We start from the raw sequence: 17,861 nt of genomic DNA, 5'->3' as shown, positions 1-17,861 counted from the left end.
TACCGACTATCTCAGATCAAACGGGAGGCCGGATGTCGCTGCGCCATCGGTCTCGACCGCCCTATTGCCGGCGCGCGCTCAGGCTTCGGCGACCGTCGTCGCCTTTCGTGCACCCCGCCAGAGCAGCAAGCCGCTGAATATGATCAGCAGACCACCCATCATCGCCGTTCGGTCAATCGGGTCGCCGAAGATGAACACGCTGATTGCCGTCGCAACCAGCAGCTGGATATAGACAATCGGGGCAATCGCCGCAGCGGTTGTTCGCATTGTCGCCATGAACAGCAGAAAATGGCAACCCGTTCCGGTCAAAGCCACCAGCAGGCAGCGCAGGACAACATCCCAGTCCGGTGCGTCGGCTATCGCCATGACCGGCACCAGCCAGTGGCCGACCAGCGCCGCAAGGGTCAGAAAAATCGCGGCCCAGAAAGCGATATAGAATTGCGCTGCGAAGATCGATCCCTGGGTCGATACCATGCGGTTGAGAATCAGCATCGTCGACATCGCGAAGGCGGCTATCAGCGGCAATATAGCCACCCAGCCAAAGGCAGCAACATTGGGACGCAGCATGATCAGCACCCCGGCGAAGGCAATGATGGTCGCTACCCACGTCCGGGGCGGCATTTTTTCTTTCAGGAACCAGCCGGAAAACAAGGCGGTGAGGATCGGATTGACGAAAGTTATCGCCACCGCATCAGCGAGCGGCATGATATAAATGGCGGAGAAAAAGCTGATCGTCACCACAGACAGCGCAAATCCGCGGGCAACATGCAGCCAGGGCCGACTGACCTGGAAACCGCAACGGCCTTCCCGCAAGAACAGGATGATCGCCAGTGCCAGCGCACCGAAAGCAAAACGGAGCGCCGCTACAGCCGGTGCGGGCCAATCGCCGGCCATCGACTTGATCAAGGCATCACCGACTGGAAAACCGGCAAAGGCCATCAGCGCCAGCGTGATGCCTCCGGCCGCTGCCGTCCGCGCGCGGGAATGATCAGCGGCCAAAAATAAGTTCCTTGTGCATAGTTATGGCTTAACCGCCGCCCAGAGCGGGACAAGTTCAAAAATTGCATCAGCAAAGATCCTGCTGCAATCGATCGGATTTACCAGTTTATTAACCAATTTCGAGGAAAGAGGGCATTGATCGTGTGACATTAGACATATCGGACAGGATAGCATGAGCGCATTTGGCAAGAAAAATGGACTGGGTGGCGGCAAACCGTCCTTTGGCGTTGCGAAGCCAATGACCGGTGGCGGCAAGAAAGCCGCTGATTCTGAAAATCGCGACCACAATCTGGGTGGCAGCCAGTTTCCACCGCTCGAATCCGTACCGCTTCCCAGCGAAGAAGTGCCATCCGCACCGGCTTCCTCGCAAAGCGAGGCGATGGCCCGGCTTTCCGAACGCTCGCAACCGCTGGCGGAAGAAGGCGACAAGGACGAAGGCTTCGGAGCATCGGTCCACAAGATCAAGGAACAGGTGCTACCGCGCCTCCTCGAGCGCGTCGATCCGGAAGCTGCAGCGACCCTGAACAAGGAAGAGCTGACCGAAGAATTCCGCCCGATCATCATGGAAGTGCTGACAGAGCTGAAGCTGACGCTGAACCGGCGCGAACAATTTGCGCTGGAAAAGGTTCTGGTTGACGAGCTGCTCGGCTTTGGCCCGCTGGAAGAGCTGCTGAGCAATCCGGATATTTCCGATATCATGGTCAATGGTCCGGAACAGACCTATATCGAAATCAAGGGCAAGCTCGAAATTGCACCGATCCAGTTTCGTGACGAGGAACATCTGTTCCAGATCGCGCAGCGGATCGTCAACCAGGTCGGCCGCCGCGTCGACCAGACCACACCGCTTGCCGACGCCCGTCTGAAAGACGGTTCGCGTGTGAACGTGATCGTACCGCCGCTCAGCCTCAAGGGCACCGCGATCTCGATTCGTAAATTCTCCGAAAAACCGATCACCCTCGACATGATGAAGGGCTTCGGCTCCATGTCCGACGACATGTGTACCGCGCTCAAAATCGCCGGCGCCTGCCGCTTCAACGTCGTTATCTCGGGCGGTACCGGTTCGGGCAAGACGACCATGCTCAATGCGATGTCCAAGATGATCGATCCCGGCGAACGCGTGCTGACGATCGAGGATGCCGCCGAGCTTCGTCTCCAGCAACCACACTGGCTCCCGCTCGAAACCCGTCCGCCAAACCTCGAGGGCGAAGGCGCTATCACGATTGGCGATCTGGTGAAGAACGCCCTGCGTATGCGTCCCGACCGGATCATTCTTGGTGAGATTCGTGGTGCGGAATGTTTCGATCTGCTCGCCGCCATGAACACCGGCCATGACGGCTCCATGTGTACTCTTCACGCCAACAGCCCGCGTGAATGTCTCGGCCGTATGGAGAATATGATCCTGATGGGCGACATCAAGATTCCGAAAGAGGCGATTTCCCGCCAGATTGCCGAATCAGTCGATCTGATCGTGCAGGTGAAGCGTCTCCGCGACGGTTCGCGCCGGACGACCAATATCACCGAAGTCATCGGCATGGAGGGCGATGTTATCGTCACCCAGGAACTGTTCAAATATCAGTATATTGACGAGGATGCCGACGGCAAGATCATCGGCGAATACCAGTCATCGGGCCTTCGCCCCTATACGCTCGACAAGGCCCGGCAATATGGCTTTGACCAGCCGTTCCTGGAAGCCTGCCTCTAGGCAGAGACGGGTCAGGTCGACAATATCCCCAGGCCGAAGGCAAGGGAAATACCGAAGGTCAGCAATGCCAGCGCGGTGATTGTCGGCCACGGCATGAATCCTACATCTTCAATGTCACGACGGTTGTTGCGGCGCCGGTTGCCTATTTCCGATAGCGCGGCAATGACGCCAGCCAGACCGCCAATCACCATCCATAGCGGCGGCATGGGGGCCTAGCCCTTGTCCAGCATGTTGATGATGCCGGAGAAATCCGAACCGCCCTGCCCCTGTTCCTCGGCATATTTCTCGTAGAGATTCGCGGCTTCTGCGCCCATTGGCACATCCGCGCCGGCGCTTTGTGCCGCTTCCATCGCCAGACGCAAATCCTTGAGCATCAGCGCAGCCGCGAAGCCACCTTCATAGCCATTGTCGGCCGGGCTCTGCGGTCCAACGCCAGGTACCGGGCAATAGCTGGTCATCGACCAGTTTTGACCTGAAGCCTTGGAAGAAATATCATAGAAATTCTGCAGATCGAGACCCAGTTTTTCCGCCATCTTGAATGTTTCGCAGGTTGCGATCATCGATGCGCCGAGCAGCATATTGTTGCAGATTTTCGCTGCCTGCCCCGCACCATTACCGCCGGCGTGGATGACCGCCTTGCCCATATCGGACAGGATCGGCTCGGCGCGCTTGAAGCCCTCGTCGCTGCCGCCGACCATGAAGGTCAATGTACCGCCATTAGCCGCGGCGATGCCGCCGGAGACAGGAGCATCAACGGGTACGAGACCCTTGGCTTCCGCCATGGTCGCGACATCCCGCGCGCTGTCGACGTCGATGGTCGAGCAATCGATCACCAAAGTGCCGGGATTGGCATTGATGACGATCTCATATTCATAAACCTTGCGGACATGCGTACCCGCAGGGAGCATGGTAACCACGGCTTCCATATTCTGGACCGCCTGCGCGGCATCGCTGACGGGATGGCAGCCAGCCTCGCCTGCGCGTGCCAGTGCTTCGCCGGACAGATCAAAGGCATGGACCTCATGCCCCGCTTTTGCGAGATTGGCAGCCATGCCGCCACCCATATTGCCAAGGCCGATAAATCCGATTTTCATAAAACACCTGCTTCTTCCAAAAGTCCGTAAATACTGACGCTCACCAAAAGCGTCGCGAAAATAAAAGCCATCACCATTTGAAAATAGTGAAGCCAATGGTCCAGTTTCGTCCGGGGCTGCGGCTCCTCGCCAGTCGTTTTCAGTAACGCCGCTTCAAGGATGCTAATTGAGCCTTCATCGCGATAGCGCCATAACCGCAACGCTAACCAGCCGAAAAAGAGGCCCAACGCAAATAATCCAAAGCCAAAGACTACCGCCCCTTCCACTGGCCTTCGCGCTTTTCGATAAAGGCAGCCATGCCCTCTTTCTTGTCTTCGGTGGCGGTCAGGATCTGGAAGAGGCGGCGCTCGTGGACCAGGCCCTGTTCGAGATTATTTTCGAATGCCGCATTGACCATTTCCTTGTTCACCTGAATCGCCATTGGCGGCATCGATGCAATGATCGCAGCGGATTTGAGCGCCTCGTCGAGCAATTCGTCATGCGGCACAACGCGCGCCACCAGACCGGAGCGCTCGGCTTCCTCGGCGTCCATCATCCGGCCGGTCAGGCACATGTCCATCGATTTGGCTTTGCCGACCGCGCGGGTCAGACGCTGGGAGCCACCCATTCCGGGGGCTACGCCGAGCTTGATTTCCGGCTGGCCGAATTTCGCCTTGTCGCTGGCAATCAGGATATCCGCCATCATCGCCAGTTCACAGCCACCGCCGAGAGCGAAGCCATTCACCGCGGCAATCCACGGCTTGCGGGTGGCCTTGACGATATGGCTAGTCCATTTGGCGAAGAAATCCTCGAGATAGAAATCGGCCGCAGACTTGTCGTACATTTCCTTGATGTCGGCACCGGCGGCAAAAGCCTTGTCGCCCGAACCGGTCAGGACGGCGCAATTTTGCGTCTCATCGGCCTGAAACGTGGCAAAAGCGTCGATCAGTTCGTCCAGAACCTGGCTGTTCAGCGCATTCAGCGACTTGGGACGATTGAGCGTGATCAGGGTGACGGCACCCTTTTTCTCGGTAAGAATTGTTTCGTAAGTCATAGGGGCTTCCATTCTTCATTGGCAGGCAGGGGCGCGAAAATCGCATCAATCCACTCGTCGGTCACTTCCTCTGGCGTCGCCGGATTCCATTTCGGATCATTGTCCTTGTCGACAATCAATGCCCGGACGCCTTCGAGAAAATCGTGCATCACCAGCACATGATAGCCGATGCGATATTCATTGCGCATTTCGTCGGTAAAGCTGTCCATCGCCGCGCCTTCCTTGAGTTGGCGCAGGGCCACCTTGCAGGTCTGCGGGCTTTTGGTGCCGAGCGTATCGCGCTCCTTGGCGGCCCATTCGCTGTCATCGGCTTCGAGCGCCGCCAAAATGTCCTCAAACCGGTCGGAGGCGAAGAACTTGTCGATCTTGTCGAGATTTTTGGCGATGCGAGCTTCGGGAATATTGCCCGACAGCTGCCCCAATATGCCCTCGATCCGGTCCGGCTTTTCGGAGATCCGCTGCTTGGCCTCTTCCAGCACGTCCGATTCCAGATAATGGGTCGCGAGACCGATTTCCTTGCACTCGGCACCGTCGAGCCGCGCGCCGGTGAGCGCGAGGAATTGGCCCAGCCGTCCGACGAGCCGCGACAGATACCAGCCGCCACCGACATCGGGGAACAGTCCGATACCTGTTTCCGGCATGGCAAAGCGCGTATATTCGGTCGCTACGCGATATTTCGCCGGTTGCGAGATGCCGACACCGCCACCCATGGTGATGCCGTTCATGAAGGCGACAATCGGCTTGGGATATTCGAACATCAGATGGTTGAGCTGATATTCCTTGTAGAAAAATTCCCGCCCTTCCCTGCCGTCCTTCATACCGGACGCGCGCAGCATGGCAATGTCACCGCCGGCACAGAAGCCCCGGCCCTCGCTATGGTCGATGATCACCGCTTCGACTTCGTCATCGTCGCGCCATGCCTGCAGCGCGTCGATCATCCCGAGACACATGTCGAGATTGAGCGAGTGGATCACTTTCGGCCGGTTCAGGCTGATATGGCCAACCCGCCCGGTTTTCTTGATAATCAGATCTTCTGTCATATTATTCCTATTGCCGCAGCAGTTCACGCGAAACGATCATCCGCATAACCTGGTTGGTACCTTCCAAAATACTGTGGACCCGCAGATCGCGCCAGAAGCGTTCGATCGGATAGTCCTGCAAATAGCCATAGCCGCCAAAGAGCTGCAGCGCATCATTAACAATCTTGCTGCCATTGTCCGTCGCCAGCCGTTTGGCCATGGCCGCGAATTTCGTCTTGTCCGGCGCGCCTTCGGTCACCTTCACCGCAGCGAGATAAAGCAGCGCCCGCGACGCTTCCAGATCGGTTGCCATATCGGCGAGGGTGAACTGGGTGTTCTGGAAATCGCTGATCGCCTTGCCGAATTGCTTGCGCTCCTTGGTATAGGCGACAGCTTCATCAAGACAGCGCTGGGCGCCACCGAGCGAACAGGCGCCGATGTTCAGCCGTCCGCCATCCAGGCCTGCCATCGCGATGCGAAAGCCCTCGCCCTCATCACCGACGCGGTTTTCGACGGGAACCCGGACATTGTCAAAATTGACCTGGGCGGTGGGTTGCGAGTGCCAGCCAAGCTTCTTCTCCTGCGCGCCAAAGCTGACGCCCTCCATGTCCTTTTCGATGACGAGGCAAGTCACGCCTTTTGCGCCGTCATCGGAGGTGCGCGTCATCGTGACATAGATCTCGTTCTCGCCGCCGCCGGAGATAAACTGTTTCGAGCCGTTGACGATATAATCATCGCCATCGCGCACCGCCTTGGTCTTCAGCGAGGCCGCGTCGGATCCCGCCCCTGCTTCGGTCAGGCAGTAGCTGGCGATTTTTTCCATCGGCACCAGATCAGGCAGATATTTGTCCTTCACCGCCTGAGCACCGAATGTATCGATCATCCAGGCTGCCATATTGTGGATCGAGATGAAAGCGCTGGTCGAGGGGCAGCCATAGGCCATGGCTTCCATGATGATCGCCGATTCCAGCCGCCCGAGCCCGATCCCGCCGGATTCCTCGGAGACGTAGATCCCGCCAAAGCCCAGTTCGGCCGCCTGCTTGATCGTGTCGCGCGGGAAGACATGCTTTTCGTCCCACTCAGCCGCGTGCGGCGTTATCGCGTCGGCGGTGAATTTCTGCGCCATTTCCTGAATGGCAAGCTGGTCTTCGGTCAGGGAAAATTGGGTCATATCTGTTTCTTGTTTCTTGCCATGGCGGCGGCTGTTGATTCTGTATCCCGCTATAGCAGCAATATGTTGCCGGAGGCGACATTTGCAAGGTCGATACGTCGTAACACAAATGATGCTCTTGTCCACATGACGGCAGACCCGACAAAATCATGCAGGAAACGGGTTGTTTTCATGCACGGGGGTCTAGTCGCGCAAGACCCGCTCGGCAAATAGCTTTTTTGCTACTTTTTGTTCATTGCGCTGATACCAGCGGTTGCCGATATTGCGCTCGGCGGCGAGCATCTGGGTGCGGGTGCCGTCGGCAAAATCGACATCCGGCTCCATATAGGCGATCGGATCGCGATAGGCCTCGTCGGCGGTGACAATCGTCCAGCCGCCTTTTTTCAGCGCAGCAGCAAGATCATCAACGAACATAGCGGCAAGATCGGTTTCGTGCAGCAATATCATCTGCACGGGAGCCCGATCCAGTGTCCGCCGCGCGAGATCATCCGAGAATTCAGCCGATTGCACATAGGATTCGACAAACAGGTCGCGCATTGCGTTCCAGTCCATCAGCTTGCCGGCTTTGGCCGCCGCAATCGCCATATCCTCAAGATACCAGTCCGACGCGTCGACCGTCACATAGCCGTTCATCAACCCGCGCTTTTTCAGGCCGGTGCGCACGGCATCGCGCTTGGCCCGGTTCGTTCTGCCCTCGTCGAGAAACGGGAAGCGGAACCAGGGGCGGTAATTGGGCTTGCCTTTCAGCCAGACTTCCGCCGCATCAATATCAGCGAGAAATGTCTCGACCGAAACCGACGACAGTTTGCTGTGATTGGCCGTGTGGTTCGCGAGAACATGGCCGGCCGCCGCATAAGCCGCGATATCGGCGGCGTCATCGTCATGGGGGGTAATCCGGCCGGTGTTGATGAAGAAGGCGGCTTGGTCGATGCCCGCCGTTTTCAGAGCCTCGATCAAAAGCTTCGGGCGCTCGTCCGGCTCCAGAAACGCTCCGGCTCCCCGCGGGGCATCATCGAAGCTGAAGGCTATACGTTTGTCCGAGATGGCAACCGGAGCGGCCAGCGCCGTGGCCTGCTCCGCGCCATGATTAGGACGCCAGAAACCGAACAGAACGATCGCCAGCAATAGCGACGGCAGGAACAGTCTGGGCGCCAGCGCTAGCAATTTGGCACCGGGATCAAGTGGACAGTCATGCAGAGCATTTCCGCCCGAATTGCTGGAATTTCCAGCATTTCGGACGACTTGTCCTGATTTGGAACTCTGCGGCTTGCAAGCCTTACCGAGCGTTTACCCCATGGTCGGGATGACAAAGGCATCCTTGTTGCCGCCGTCGGCGGTGCCATCGGGCCAGCGCTGGGTGATGGTCTTGACCTTGGTCCAGAATTTCACGCCTTCCATGCCGTGCTGGTTGGTATCGCCGAAGGCGCTACGTTTCCAGCCGCCAAAGCTGTGATAGGCGACCGGTACCGGAATCGGCACGTTGATGCCGACCATGCCAACATTGACGCGGCTGGCAAATTCGCGGGCCGCGTGGCCGTTGCGGGTGAAGATCGCGACGCCATTGCCATATTGATGCTGGCTCGGCAGCGCGAGCGCTTCCTCGAAATTCTTGGCGCGGACGATCTGCAGGACGGGGCCGAAGATCTCTTCCTTGTAGCTTTCCATCTCCGGTTTGACATGATCGAACAGGGATGGCCCGATGAAGCAGCCGTCTTCATGGCCCTGCAGCGAGAAGCCGCGGCCGTCGACGACCAGTTCCGCACCTTCGTCGACCCCGGTCTGGATCCAGTTCTCGACCCGCTGCTTGTGCGCCGGATTGACGACCGGACCATAATGGGCTTCATCATCGGTCGAAATGCCGACCCGAAGCGCTTCCATCGCCGGAATCATTTTCTCGCGCAGACGATCGGCCGTGTCTTCGCCCACCGGCACAACCACCGGCAGCGCCATGCAGCGTTCGCCGGCTGATCCGAAAGCCGCGCCCGACAGATCGTTGACCACCTGATCGAGATCCGCATCCGGCAGGACGATACCGTGGTTTTTCGCGCCACCCATGGCCTGGACCCGCTTGCCGGCCGCGACACCGCGCTGATAGACATAATGGGCAATGTCGGAGGAACCGACGAAGCTGATGCCGCCAATGGCAGGATGATCGAGAATGGCATCAACCATTTCCTTGTCGCCATGGAGACATTGCAAAATGCCTTCCGGCAGACCGGCCTCAAGCATCAATTCGGTCAACCGCACCGGCACCGAAGGATCACGCTCCGAAGGCTTCAGGATGAAGGCGTTACCGGTCGCGATCGCCGGGCCGAACATCCACATCGGAATCATCGCCGGGAAATTGAACGGAGTGATGCCGGCGCCAATGCCGATTGGCTGGCGCATCGAGTAGACGTCAATGCCGGGGCCTGCACCCTGAGTATATTCGCCTTTCAGGACATGGGGAATGCCGCAGCAGAATTCGATCACTTCGAGACCGCGCTGGATATCGCCCTTGGAATCCGCGATCACCTTGCCATGTTCGATCGAGAGCATATGGGCGAGCTCGTCCATATTGGCCTCGACCAGTTCCTTGAACTTGAACATCACCCGCGCGCGCCGCTGCGGGTTGGTGGCCGCCCAGGCCGGTTGCGCTGCGAGAGCCGCCTCTACCGCCTTGTCGAGCACCGCCGAATCACCGAGATCGACCTTGCCCTGAATACCGCCATTATTGGGATCGAAAATATCGCTCTGGCGGGCCGCTGCTGCGGTTCCTCCGGAAGCCAAGACATGGGTAACAGTGCGCATTGAAAGACTCCTGATTGCTTTTGCGGGCTATATGCTATTTACCGGACCAATGCACAACCGCTCTTTCCCTATCTTTTGTGGCAATATTGCATGAGCAATGACAATGCCGCCGGACAGAACCGGCCGATGGCAGGTATCGTCACGCGTCTGGCCGCGATGCTCTCGCTTGCGGTCATGTTCGCCTTCGTCAAACTGGCCGGCGAACAGGGCGTGCATGTCACCGAAAGCCTGTTCTACCGCCAGCTGATCGCCATGCCGCTGATCTGCTTCCTGATCATGCGCAGCCGGGAGGGCTGGCCCTCGATCGTCTCGAACAAGCACAAACTCCATATCCTGCGTTCGGCTCTCGGCATTTTCGCCATGGGCCTCAACTTCTGGGCGATGACCCTCCTGCCGCTGGCCGATGCCACGACGATCAGCTTCACCGTGCCCATTTTCGCAACCCTTTTCGCTGCGCTGTTCCTGCGGGAGAAGGTCGGCATCAGGCGCTGGTCGGCGATCCTCATCGGTTTTGTCGGCGTTCTGATCGTGATCCAGCCAGGAGGATCGATGATCCCTGCCTTCGGCGCCGCCGTGGCCCTTGGCGGCGCGCTGGTCACGGCAGCGGTCACCATGGTCATCCGCATGCTCGGCCGTACCGAGACCAGCGTCGTCACGATCTTCTGGTTCTCGGTCTACACCCTGCCTGCGCTGACCGTCTGCGCCTTCATCTATGGCGGCGGCCATGATGCGAAAACCTGGGGCTATTTGCTCGGCATCGGCATTTTCGGTGCGCTCGGACAGCTGTCCATCACCCAGTCGCTGCGCTATGCGCCGGTGTCGACGATCGTGCCGATGGACTATAGCGCCCTCATCTGGGCGAGCTTCTTCGGCATCGTCATCTTCGACCAATATCCCGGCCTGTCGATCTGGCTGGGGGCTCCGATCATCATCGCCTCGGGCCTGTTCATCGCCTGGCGCGAACATGTCAAGGCAAGCAAGCTGACGGTTGCCAAGGCGGAACCGAGCGCATAATCACTCCCGCAAGAGGGAGAGAGACATGCTGAAATTCATATCGTCCATCGGGGCGGCGCTGGCGCTGCTGTTGGCCAGTGGCGCGCAGGCCGAAGAGGCACCCGTTGCCCTCCCCTATCCCGAAGTCACCATCTTCGAAGCCGCGAAAATCATCACCATGGAGCCTGGCTATCCGGAGGCCCGCTATGTCGCGACCGCCGACGGCATCATCCTCGGTCTCGGCCAGTCACTGGAAGATCTGGAAACATGGACGAGGGACCGCGAGGTCACCGTCGACCGGCAGTTTGCCCGGCAGGTCCTGATGCCCGGCTTCATCGAGCCGCACGTCCATCCAATGCAGACGATCATGATGCTGCCGATGCCGTTCATCAGCCCCGAGGAGTGGAAGCTCCCCGGCAAGACCTATCCGGCGGCCCGCGGCAAGGCGCAATATGAAGAGCGGCTGCGCGCGGAATTGGCCAAGAGCGACGACGCCCTGTTCATCACCTGGGGCCATCACAAGCTGTTCCACGGCGACATGGACCGCGCCGAACTCGACCGCATCGCGCCCGACCGGCCGGTGGTGATCTGGCAGCGCAGCTTCCACGAGATCATCGCCAACAGCAAGGCGCTCACCCTGCTCGGCATCGGCGACGAAGTGGTGTTCACCGCCGCGTTCAGCAAGCCTGCCATCGCCCCCGGCCATGCCGACTTCGCCAGCGGCATCATCCACGAAACCGCCCTGTTCAACGGTATCGAGATGCTCCGCCCCTATCTCTTCTCGCCCGCCAAGGTGCAGCAGGGTCTGGCCGACATGCGCCAGATGATGCTGGAAAATGGCGTCACTACCAGCGCCGACCTCGCTTTCGGCGGCTTTGGCGGACCGGCGATGGAGTCGGCTCTATTCAAAAGCCTCTATGACCAGCCGACCACGCCATCACGGATCCTCGCGATCCCTGTTGCGCCTTTGGTCACCGGCGATCCCAATGTCTGGCTCAAGGATATGAAAGCCAGATATGACAGCCCCAAATTCTTCTTCTCCAACCGGGTGAAGCTGTTCGCCGATGGTGCTTTCTTCGCCCAATATATGCAGATGAACCCGCCCGGTTACAGCGACGGCCACGAGGGCAAATGGCTGACCGAACCGGAGGAATTGCTCCAGCAGACCGAGCGTTTCTGGAACGCCGGCTGGAACCTGCACACCCATGTCAACGGCGATCGCGGCCTCGACGTGGTGCTCGACATCAGCGCAAAGCTCGCCCTCCGCAACGGCCAGAACATCGTCATGGAGCATCTCGGCTACTCGACCGAGGCGCAGAACCGGCGGATCGGGGAGATGGGCCTCTATGTTTCCGCCCAGCCCAATTATATCCGCATCCTCGGCAATGCCTATGCGAAGACCGGCATGGGCCCCGACCGCGCCGCGCAGATGAGCCGGCTCGGCTCGCTCGAGCGCAAGGATGTGCCGCTCGGCCTGCACAGCGACTTCAACATGGCGCCGATCGACCCGCTCTATCTCGCCTGGGTGGCGAGCAACCGGATCACCCTCGACGGCAATGTCAAGGCGCCGAAGGAGCGGCTCTCGCTCGACAAGGCCCTGCGCGCGATCACCGTCGAGGCGGCGCAGGTGATCGGTCTGGATGCGATGGTCGGCAGTATCGCTACCGGCAAGAAGGCCGATTTCACCGTGCTCGACCGCGATCCCTATGCCGGCGGTGCGGCGAAGCTGCGCGAGGTCGGGATCAAGGGCGTGATATTCGAGGGGCGCTGGTTCCCGGCGGAATAGGATTTGTACTCCTGCGCAGGCAGGAGCCCATCTCCCGATATTGCGTCTGGCTGCGATGGTCAGTGTTCAGGCCTGCCTGCGCCGGTAAAACCGGGCCAATGTGTCCGGCCCATCGTTCTCGAGATGGGCCCCTGCCTGCGCAGGGGCACCAGCCCCAAAGTTCGTCAAAGTTCGGGCCTAGGACGGTTTCTCGCGACCGGCATCGCGAGCCATTTTTCTCACACAAAGCCACAAAACCACAAAGGCTTATCATGCCTTCCTAACACCCTTTGTGGCCTTGTGTCTTCGTGCGAGCTCATCAAAGAAGTCCCGTTCGTTCTGAGCTTGTCGATGGACCGTATCACTACGAACTGGCCTCAACCGCGCTCACAATGAAAACTTTACACAAACACACCCATTTGTGTTCCGCGACCTTTGCACCGAAGCTGCAATTTTCGCGGCAAAGCAGAGCCAGAGCAAGCGGGGTCGATATCCGGCTGCCGGTCGGTATCCATAGCGGCCCTGTGGTCGGCGGTGGCGTCGGCACCAGCCGGCTGGCCTATGATTATTGGGGCGACACAATGAATATCGCCAGCCGGATCGAGGGCGCCGCGGAACCAAACGGCATTGCCGTGTCCGCCGCCACTTATCAGCAATGTACCGGCGCGCATGACTTTGATCCGCCCGAGACCATCGCGCTGAAAGGCATCGGGGATAGCGTAATCTACCGGACCAAGCCCGCTCTAGCGCATTGATCCGGCAAACCTGCGTGGCGCGTCGTATCTCGCTGCTAGCGCTTCATCTTCTCGAACAGGTCGACCAGCTCGTCGAATTTCTCCCGCTGTTCTTCGGGGTCGCCGGTGGCGATCGCCTCGCTGACGCAGCAGGCGGCGTGGTCCTTGAGGATCTGGCTCTCGACCTTGGCGAGCGCCGATTTTACCGCCTGCATCTGGTGCAATATGTCCATGCAATAGCGGTCTTCCTCGACCATTTTCGCGATACCGCGAACCTGCCCCTCGATGCGCTTCAGCCGGTTCAGTTTGGCGGTGATATTGTCCTTGGTCATGCTTCCGTCCTTATCACGCAGCGAACAGCTTGTAACTCATCCATAGCGCCATGCCGATCATGAAAATATTTTCGGTCAGCGAGATGAAGCCGAGCGGCACATTGCTGTCGCCGCCGACGCAGGCGCATTTCAGCTCGCGCTTCTGGATATAGACGGCGTAGAAGACCGACACCGCGCCGATCGTACCGATGAACAAGGCAACCGGGATCGCCAGCCATAGCGCGACGCCGGCAATCATCAGCACACCGGCCAGCCCCTCGCCGAACGGGTAGAGATAGGAATAGCGGACCCAGCGCTTGGCGAGCAGGTCATAGTTCAGGAACATGGTCGAGAAACTCTCGATATCGCGTAGCTTCAGATAGGCGAGACCGCACATCGAAAACGCGACGAACCATTCCGCGGTCAATATTGAGAACCAGGCACCGGTGGCGACAAAGGCGGCGCCGAGCGCCATCAGGACGGTCATCGTGAACAGGGCGATGACCGGCTGGTAGCTGGTGTCGCTGCGCTCGTCCTTCGGCTTGTCCTTGCCGAGATATACCCGCAATTCGTCATAGCCGCCAACCCGCTTGCCATTGATGAAGGTCTGCGGTGTTGTCTCAACATCATGTTCGGCCTTGAACGCATCGGTCTCCGCACGGGTGGTCAGAGGATAGTCCTCGACCGCGAAGCCTTCGCGCTCCAGCAGATCTTTCGATTTCAGCCCATAGGGACAGAGATGCTGGTCCATCACCATGCGGAAGAGTTTTGCGGTTCCGGCCTTGCTCATAGTTCACCCTCAAAATCCGGCACCGGTCGCGCGGCGGCCTCGGTTTCGGTCATGGCCTTGCCGTTGGTCCGGATATCCTCGATCAGCCACTGCATCTCCCTGATCTCGCGCCGCTGGGCCCTGATAATATCATCGGCGAGATCCCGCACGCGCCGGTCCTCGATATGGGCGCGCTCGCTGGTCAATATGGCGATGCTGTGATGGGGGATCATGGCTTTCTGCCAGGCCAGATCGGAGACCGTGTCCTGCGACCGGACCAGATAGAGCGAGCCGGCGAACAGCAGGGCAGCCCCGCCGAGGATCAGCGCGTTCTTCCGTCTGTCGTCATACATGCCGAGCATGAACAGCAGCATGACGATGGCCATGGCCCCGCCCATATAGAGCGCCATCCAGGTCCGCGTTTCACTGAACTGGACATGGTCGAGCGCGTAGGTGTTGAGATACATCAGGCCGAACATCACCAGCGTCGAGGTGGCGATCATCACGATAAATCTTGTATATTTTGACATCGTCGGCGCGTTCCTTTCCTTCCTGCATAAGCGGTTGTTACAATGACGCACGAGCCGAAGGGGCGTTCCGGGCAACCTGTCACCCTGCTCGTCGCGCGGGCCGACCCTGCCCGGCATCAAGCCGCGGCATCGACGCTTGTAATATACCTATGGGGGGTATATAGTTTCGAGCATGACAAAAAGCAATCTTCTCCTTTCCCGCCGCCGGATGATCGGCTCTCTGGCCGCCTTGAGTAGTGCCGTAGCCCTGCCCATGCCCGCCTGGGCCATGGGCCAGATGGGCGGCCCGGTGCGCAAGGGTATTCATGAGCTTTCCGGTGCGAAGATCGATCTGCATATTGCCGATGGCCGCTTTGCCACCGGCAGCCGGTCCGGCCATGCGATTGCAGTCAACGGCACGGTGCCGGGGCCGCTGATCCGGCTGAAGGAGGGCGAGCAGACGATCCTGTCGGTGCACAATATGCTCGATGTCGACAGTTCGGTGCACTGGCATGGCCTGCTGCTGCCATTCCAGTTTGACGGCGTGCCGGGGATCAGCTTTCCGGGGATCAGGCCCGGTGCGCGCTTTGATGTGCCGCTGACCCCGCGCCAGTCGGGCACCTACTGGTGGCACAGCCATAGCGGGCTGCAGGAACAGGTCGGTCATTATGGCCCGATCATCATCGATCCCGCCGGCCCCGATCCGGTGCAATATGACCGCGAGCATATCATCCTGCTGAGCGAATTCACGCCGATGCACCCGCATGCCATCATGAAGAAGCTCAAGGTATCGGAAGGCTATTTCAGCCGCCAGAAAACCACCGCGACCGATGATTATGATTTTTCCGGCGCACAAAGAAGGATGTGGGGGCGGATGCGGATGATGCCGACCGATATCGCCGATGTCTCGGCGCCAACTTACAGTTATCTGATCAACGGCCACGGACCGGAGGACGGGCTGGAGCTTGCCTATAGTCCCGGCGAACGGGTGCGGCTGCGGATCATCAATGGCAGCGCGATGACCTTCTTCAACATGCGTCTGCCGGGGATGCCGATGACCATCGTGCAGGCGGACGGCCAGAATGTGCAACCGGTCGAAGTCGACGAGCTGCAGATTGGAGTGGCCGAGACTTATGATGTGATTGTCACGCCGAGCGCAGCCGGTGCTTTTGCGATTGCCGCCGAGAGCATGGACCGGAGCGGCATGGCGCAGGCGGTGCTGACCTCCCAGCCCGGACGCAAGGCCGCCTTCCCTGCCCTGCGCGAACCGCCTCTGCTGTCGATGGTCGACATGGGGCATGGGGGTATGGGCCATGGGAGCATGGATCACGGCAGCGATGGTGCTGGGCCAGCCGCGCCGATGGACCACAGCAAGATGGATCATGCGGCCATGGGACACGCAATGCCCGTAGCCGCGCCTGTCGACGCGCATAGCGGCCATGACATGGCAGCGATGGATATGAGCGGCGGCATGGATATGCGGGACACGGCGCTGCTGCCCGATACGGTCAAGACCGGCCCCGGCATCGACATGGTGGCAATGAACCCGCAGGACCGCACCGGCTATCCCGGCCTCGGCCTTGATACCGTGCCGCACCGCGTGCTCAACTATCGCCTGCTCAAGTCGCTCGCGATGGATCATCACAAGCGCGCGCCGGACCGCGAGATGGAATTGCATCTCACCGGCAATATGGAACGCTATATGTGGAGCTTCGACGGCAGGAAGTTCAGCGCAGTCGGCGATGATCCGATCCGCTTCGGCTTTGACGAGCGGGTTCGGGTGAAGCTGGTCAACGACACGATGATGGCCCACCCGATCCACCTGCACGGGATGTTTTTCGAACTGGTCAACGGCCAGGGTCATTACCAGCCGAAAAAGCATACGGTGATTGTCCAGCCGGGCAGCAGCGCGACGTTCGACGTAACCACCGACGAACCGGGCGACTGGGCCTTCCACTGCCATCTGCTCTACCATATGCACGCCGGGATGATGCAGACGGTCAGCGTCGCCTTTCCGGAAGGAGCCTCGTGATGCGGTTGTTTGCAGCAAGCCTGGCGGCCCTCATAGCGGCCACGCCGGCGCTGGCGCAGGATCACAGCCAGATGGATCATGGGGGCCACCAGATGCCCGCTGCCCCGGAAACCGGACCCGAAATGGATCACAGCCAGATGGACCATGGCGCGATGGGGCATGGCAAGCCGGCCTCCCCGCCTAACAGCCCGACCGGTCCGCCCAATGCGGCGGACGCGATCTGGGGCGCGGAGGCCATGCGTCCGGCACGCGAAGCGCTCTACCGCGAACATGGCGATATGCAGATCTTCTGGTTCCAGGGCGACCGGCTGGAATATCGCGCGCGCGCAGGCGAGGACGGCTTTCTCTGGGATCTGCAGGGCTATTATGGCGGTGACCTCGACAAATTCTGGTTCAAGAGCGAAGGCGAAGGCAGTTTCGGGGAACCGCTGGAAAGCGCCGAAGTGCAGGCTTTGTACAGCCGCGCCATCGCGCCCTTTTTCGATCTACAGGCCGGCGTCCGGCAGGACCTGACCGGTTCCGGACGCAGCCACGCGGTGATTGGTGTTCAGGGCCTGATGCCCTATATGTTCGAGGTCGATGCCGCCGCCTTCCTCTCCGACAAGGGCGACCTTACCGCGCGGATCGAGGCGGAATATGACCAGCGGATCAGCCAGCGCCTGATCCTGCAACCGCGCGCAGAAATAAATCTCTCGGCTCAGGAGATTCCCCGACTGGGAATCGGTTCCGGTATCGACAATATCGAGCTTGGTCTCCGGCTCCGTTACGAGATTGTGCCGGAATTCGCGCCCTATGTCGGGGTCGAGCAGGAATGGAAACTGGGTGGCAGTCGAGACTTTGCCCGACTGGCCGGTGAGGATCCGGAGGTCACCAGCTATGTGGTCGGGCTGCGGTTCTGGTTCTGATCGAAGCGCGGGAGCGGCAATCCGGTAGCGAAGCC

The 17,861-nt window shown here is 59.7% G+C and carries 18 protein-coding genes; 6 read left to right on the top strand and 12 right to left on the bottom strand.

Features of this window, described 5'->3' with window-relative positions; all coding sequences use genetic code 11:
* Positions 1–78: 78 nt before the first annotated feature.
* Positions 79–999, bottom strand: a complete 921-nt coding sequence (locus ACHZCJ_RS00480; protein WP_321322925.1) for a DMT family transporter — start codon at positions 997–999, stop codon at positions 79–81.
* A gap of 172 nt (positions 1,000–1,171) precedes the next feature.
* Here ACHZCJ_RS00480 and ACHZCJ_RS00475 point away from each other — a divergent pair, with 172 nt between their 5' ends.
* Positions 1,172–2,701 carry a CpaF family protein gene (locus ACHZCJ_RS00475; protein WP_159643800.1) on the top strand — a complete coding sequence of 510 codons (1,530 nt, stop codon included), beginning with the start codon at positions 1,172–1,174 and terminating at the stop codon, positions 2,699–2,701.
* A gap of 11 nt (positions 2,702–2,712) precedes the next feature.
* Here ACHZCJ_RS00475 and ACHZCJ_RS00470 read toward each other — a convergent pair whose 3' ends face one another.
* The 8 genes from ACHZCJ_RS00470 to ACHZCJ_RS00435 form a co-directional block, all read right to left on the bottom strand.
* On the bottom strand, positions 2,713–2,907 hold the full coding sequence (locus tag ACHZCJ_RS00470) for a hypothetical protein (protein ID WP_321322923.1): 195 nt from the start codon (positions 2,905–2,907) through the stop codon (positions 2,713–2,715).
* Positions 2,908–2,913: 6 nt separating this feature from the next.
* Positions 2,914–3,795, bottom strand: coding sequence for a 3-hydroxyisobutyrate dehydrogenase (gene mmsB / locus ACHZCJ_RS00465; RefSeq protein WP_321322921.1), 882 nt, complete (start codon positions 3,793–3,795; stop codon positions 2,914–2,916).
* Positions 3,792–4,061, bottom strand: a complete 270-nt coding sequence (locus ACHZCJ_RS00460) for a hypothetical protein (RefSeq protein WP_100094255.1) — start codon at positions 4,059–4,061, stop codon at positions 3,792–3,794. The genes mmsB and ACHZCJ_RS00460 overlap by 4 nt, the downstream gene beginning before the upstream one ends.
* Positions 4,046–4,828: an enoyl-CoA hydratase-related protein gene (locus ACHZCJ_RS00455; protein ID WP_321322917.1), complete on the bottom strand. Its 783-nt coding sequence runs from the start codon at positions 4,826–4,828 to the stop codon at positions 4,046–4,048. The genes ACHZCJ_RS00460 and ACHZCJ_RS00455 overlap by 16 nt, the downstream gene beginning before the upstream one ends.
* Positions 4,825–5,868, bottom strand: a complete 1,044-nt coding sequence (locus ACHZCJ_RS00450; protein WP_321322915.1) for an enoyl-CoA hydratase/isomerase family protein — start codon at positions 5,866–5,868, stop codon at positions 4,825–4,827. Before ACHZCJ_RS00450 ends, ACHZCJ_RS00455 begins: the two co-directional genes overlap by 4 nt.
* A 7-nt stretch (positions 5,869–5,875) precedes the next feature.
* Positions 5,876–7,018: an acyl-CoA dehydrogenase family protein gene (locus ACHZCJ_RS00445; protein ID WP_321322913.1), complete on the bottom strand. Its 1,143-nt coding sequence runs from the start codon at positions 7,016–7,018 to the stop codon at positions 5,876–5,878.
* 183 nt (positions 7,019–7,201) lie between these two features.
* Positions 7,202–8,182, bottom strand: a complete 981-nt coding sequence (locus ACHZCJ_RS00440) for a polysaccharide deacetylase family protein (RefSeq protein WP_321322911.1) — start codon at positions 8,180–8,182, stop codon at positions 7,202–7,204.
* Between the two features lie 123 nt (positions 8,183–8,305).
* On the bottom strand, positions 8,306–9,808 hold the full coding sequence (locus ACHZCJ_RS00435) for a CoA-acylating methylmalonate-semialdehyde dehydrogenase (RefSeq protein ID WP_321322909.1): 1,503 nt from the start codon (positions 9,806–9,808) through the stop codon (positions 8,306–8,308).
* A 90-nt stretch (positions 9,809–9,898) separates the two neighbouring features.
* Here ACHZCJ_RS00435 and ACHZCJ_RS00430 point away from each other — a divergent pair, with 90 nt between their 5' ends.
* From ACHZCJ_RS00430 to ACHZCJ_RS00420, 3 genes are all read left to right on the top strand, one after another.
* A complete protein-coding gene (locus tag ACHZCJ_RS00430) occupies positions 9,899–10,822 on the top strand; it encodes a DMT family transporter (protein ID WP_321322907.1) in 924 nt (307 codons plus the stop codon).
* A 25-nt stretch (positions 10,823–10,847) separates the two neighbouring features.
* Positions 10,848–12,587 carry an amidohydrolase family protein gene (locus ACHZCJ_RS00425; RefSeq protein ID WP_321322905.1) on the top strand — a complete coding sequence of 580 codons (1,740 nt, stop codon included), beginning with the start codon at positions 10,848–10,850 and terminating at the stop codon, positions 12,585–12,587.
* Between the two features lie 371 nt (positions 12,588–12,958).
* Positions 12,959–13,321 carry an adenylate/guanylate cyclase domain-containing protein gene (locus tag ACHZCJ_RS00420; RefSeq protein WP_321322903.1) on the top strand — a complete coding sequence of 121 codons (363 nt, stop codon included), beginning with the start codon at positions 12,959–12,961 and terminating at the stop codon, positions 13,319–13,321.
* Between the two features lie 35 nt (positions 13,322–13,356).
* Here ACHZCJ_RS00420 and ACHZCJ_RS00415 read toward each other — a convergent pair whose 3' ends face one another.
* The 3 genes from ACHZCJ_RS00415 to ACHZCJ_RS00405 are packed head-to-tail and all read right to left on the bottom strand — an operon-like array spanning position 13,357 to position 14,910.
* Positions 13,357–13,632, bottom strand: a complete 276-nt coding sequence (locus tag ACHZCJ_RS00415; protein WP_159643824.1) for a metal-sensitive transcriptional regulator — start codon at positions 13,630–13,632, stop codon at positions 13,357–13,359.
* Positions 13,633–13,645: 13 nt separating this feature from the next.
* Positions 13,646–14,401: a MauE/DoxX family redox-associated membrane protein gene (locus ACHZCJ_RS00410; protein WP_321322900.1), complete on the bottom strand. Its 756-nt coding sequence runs from the start codon at positions 14,399–14,401 to the stop codon at positions 13,646–13,648.
* Positions 14,398–14,910, bottom strand: a complete 513-nt coding sequence (locus tag ACHZCJ_RS00405; RefSeq protein ID WP_321322898.1) for a DUF305 domain-containing protein — start codon at positions 14,908–14,910, stop codon at positions 14,398–14,400. The genes ACHZCJ_RS00410 and ACHZCJ_RS00405 overlap by 4 nt, the downstream gene beginning before the upstream one ends.
* Before the next feature lie 172 nt (positions 14,911–15,082).
* On the opposite strand from ACHZCJ_RS00405, the gene ACHZCJ_RS00400 reads away from it, so the two are divergent.
* Entirely contained in the window at positions 15,083–16,921 is a 1,839-nt protein-coding gene (locus tag ACHZCJ_RS00400; RefSeq protein ID WP_321322896.1) for a copper resistance system multicopper oxidase, read from the top strand.
* Positions 16,921–17,826: a copper resistance protein B gene (locus ACHZCJ_RS00395; RefSeq protein WP_321322894.1), complete on the top strand. Its 906-nt coding sequence runs from the start codon at positions 16,921–16,923 to the stop codon at positions 17,824–17,826. The genes ACHZCJ_RS00400 and ACHZCJ_RS00395 overlap by 1 nt, the downstream gene beginning before the upstream one ends.
* Positions 17,827–17,861 lie beyond the last annotated feature (35 nt).

It is taken from the genome of uncultured Parasphingorhabdus sp. (assembly GCF_963677535.2).
GTDB lineage: Bacteria > Pseudomonadota > Alphaproteobacteria > Sphingomonadales > Sphingomonadaceae > Parasphingorhabdus.
This window is presented reverse-complemented; position numbering and strand designations above follow the sequence as displayed.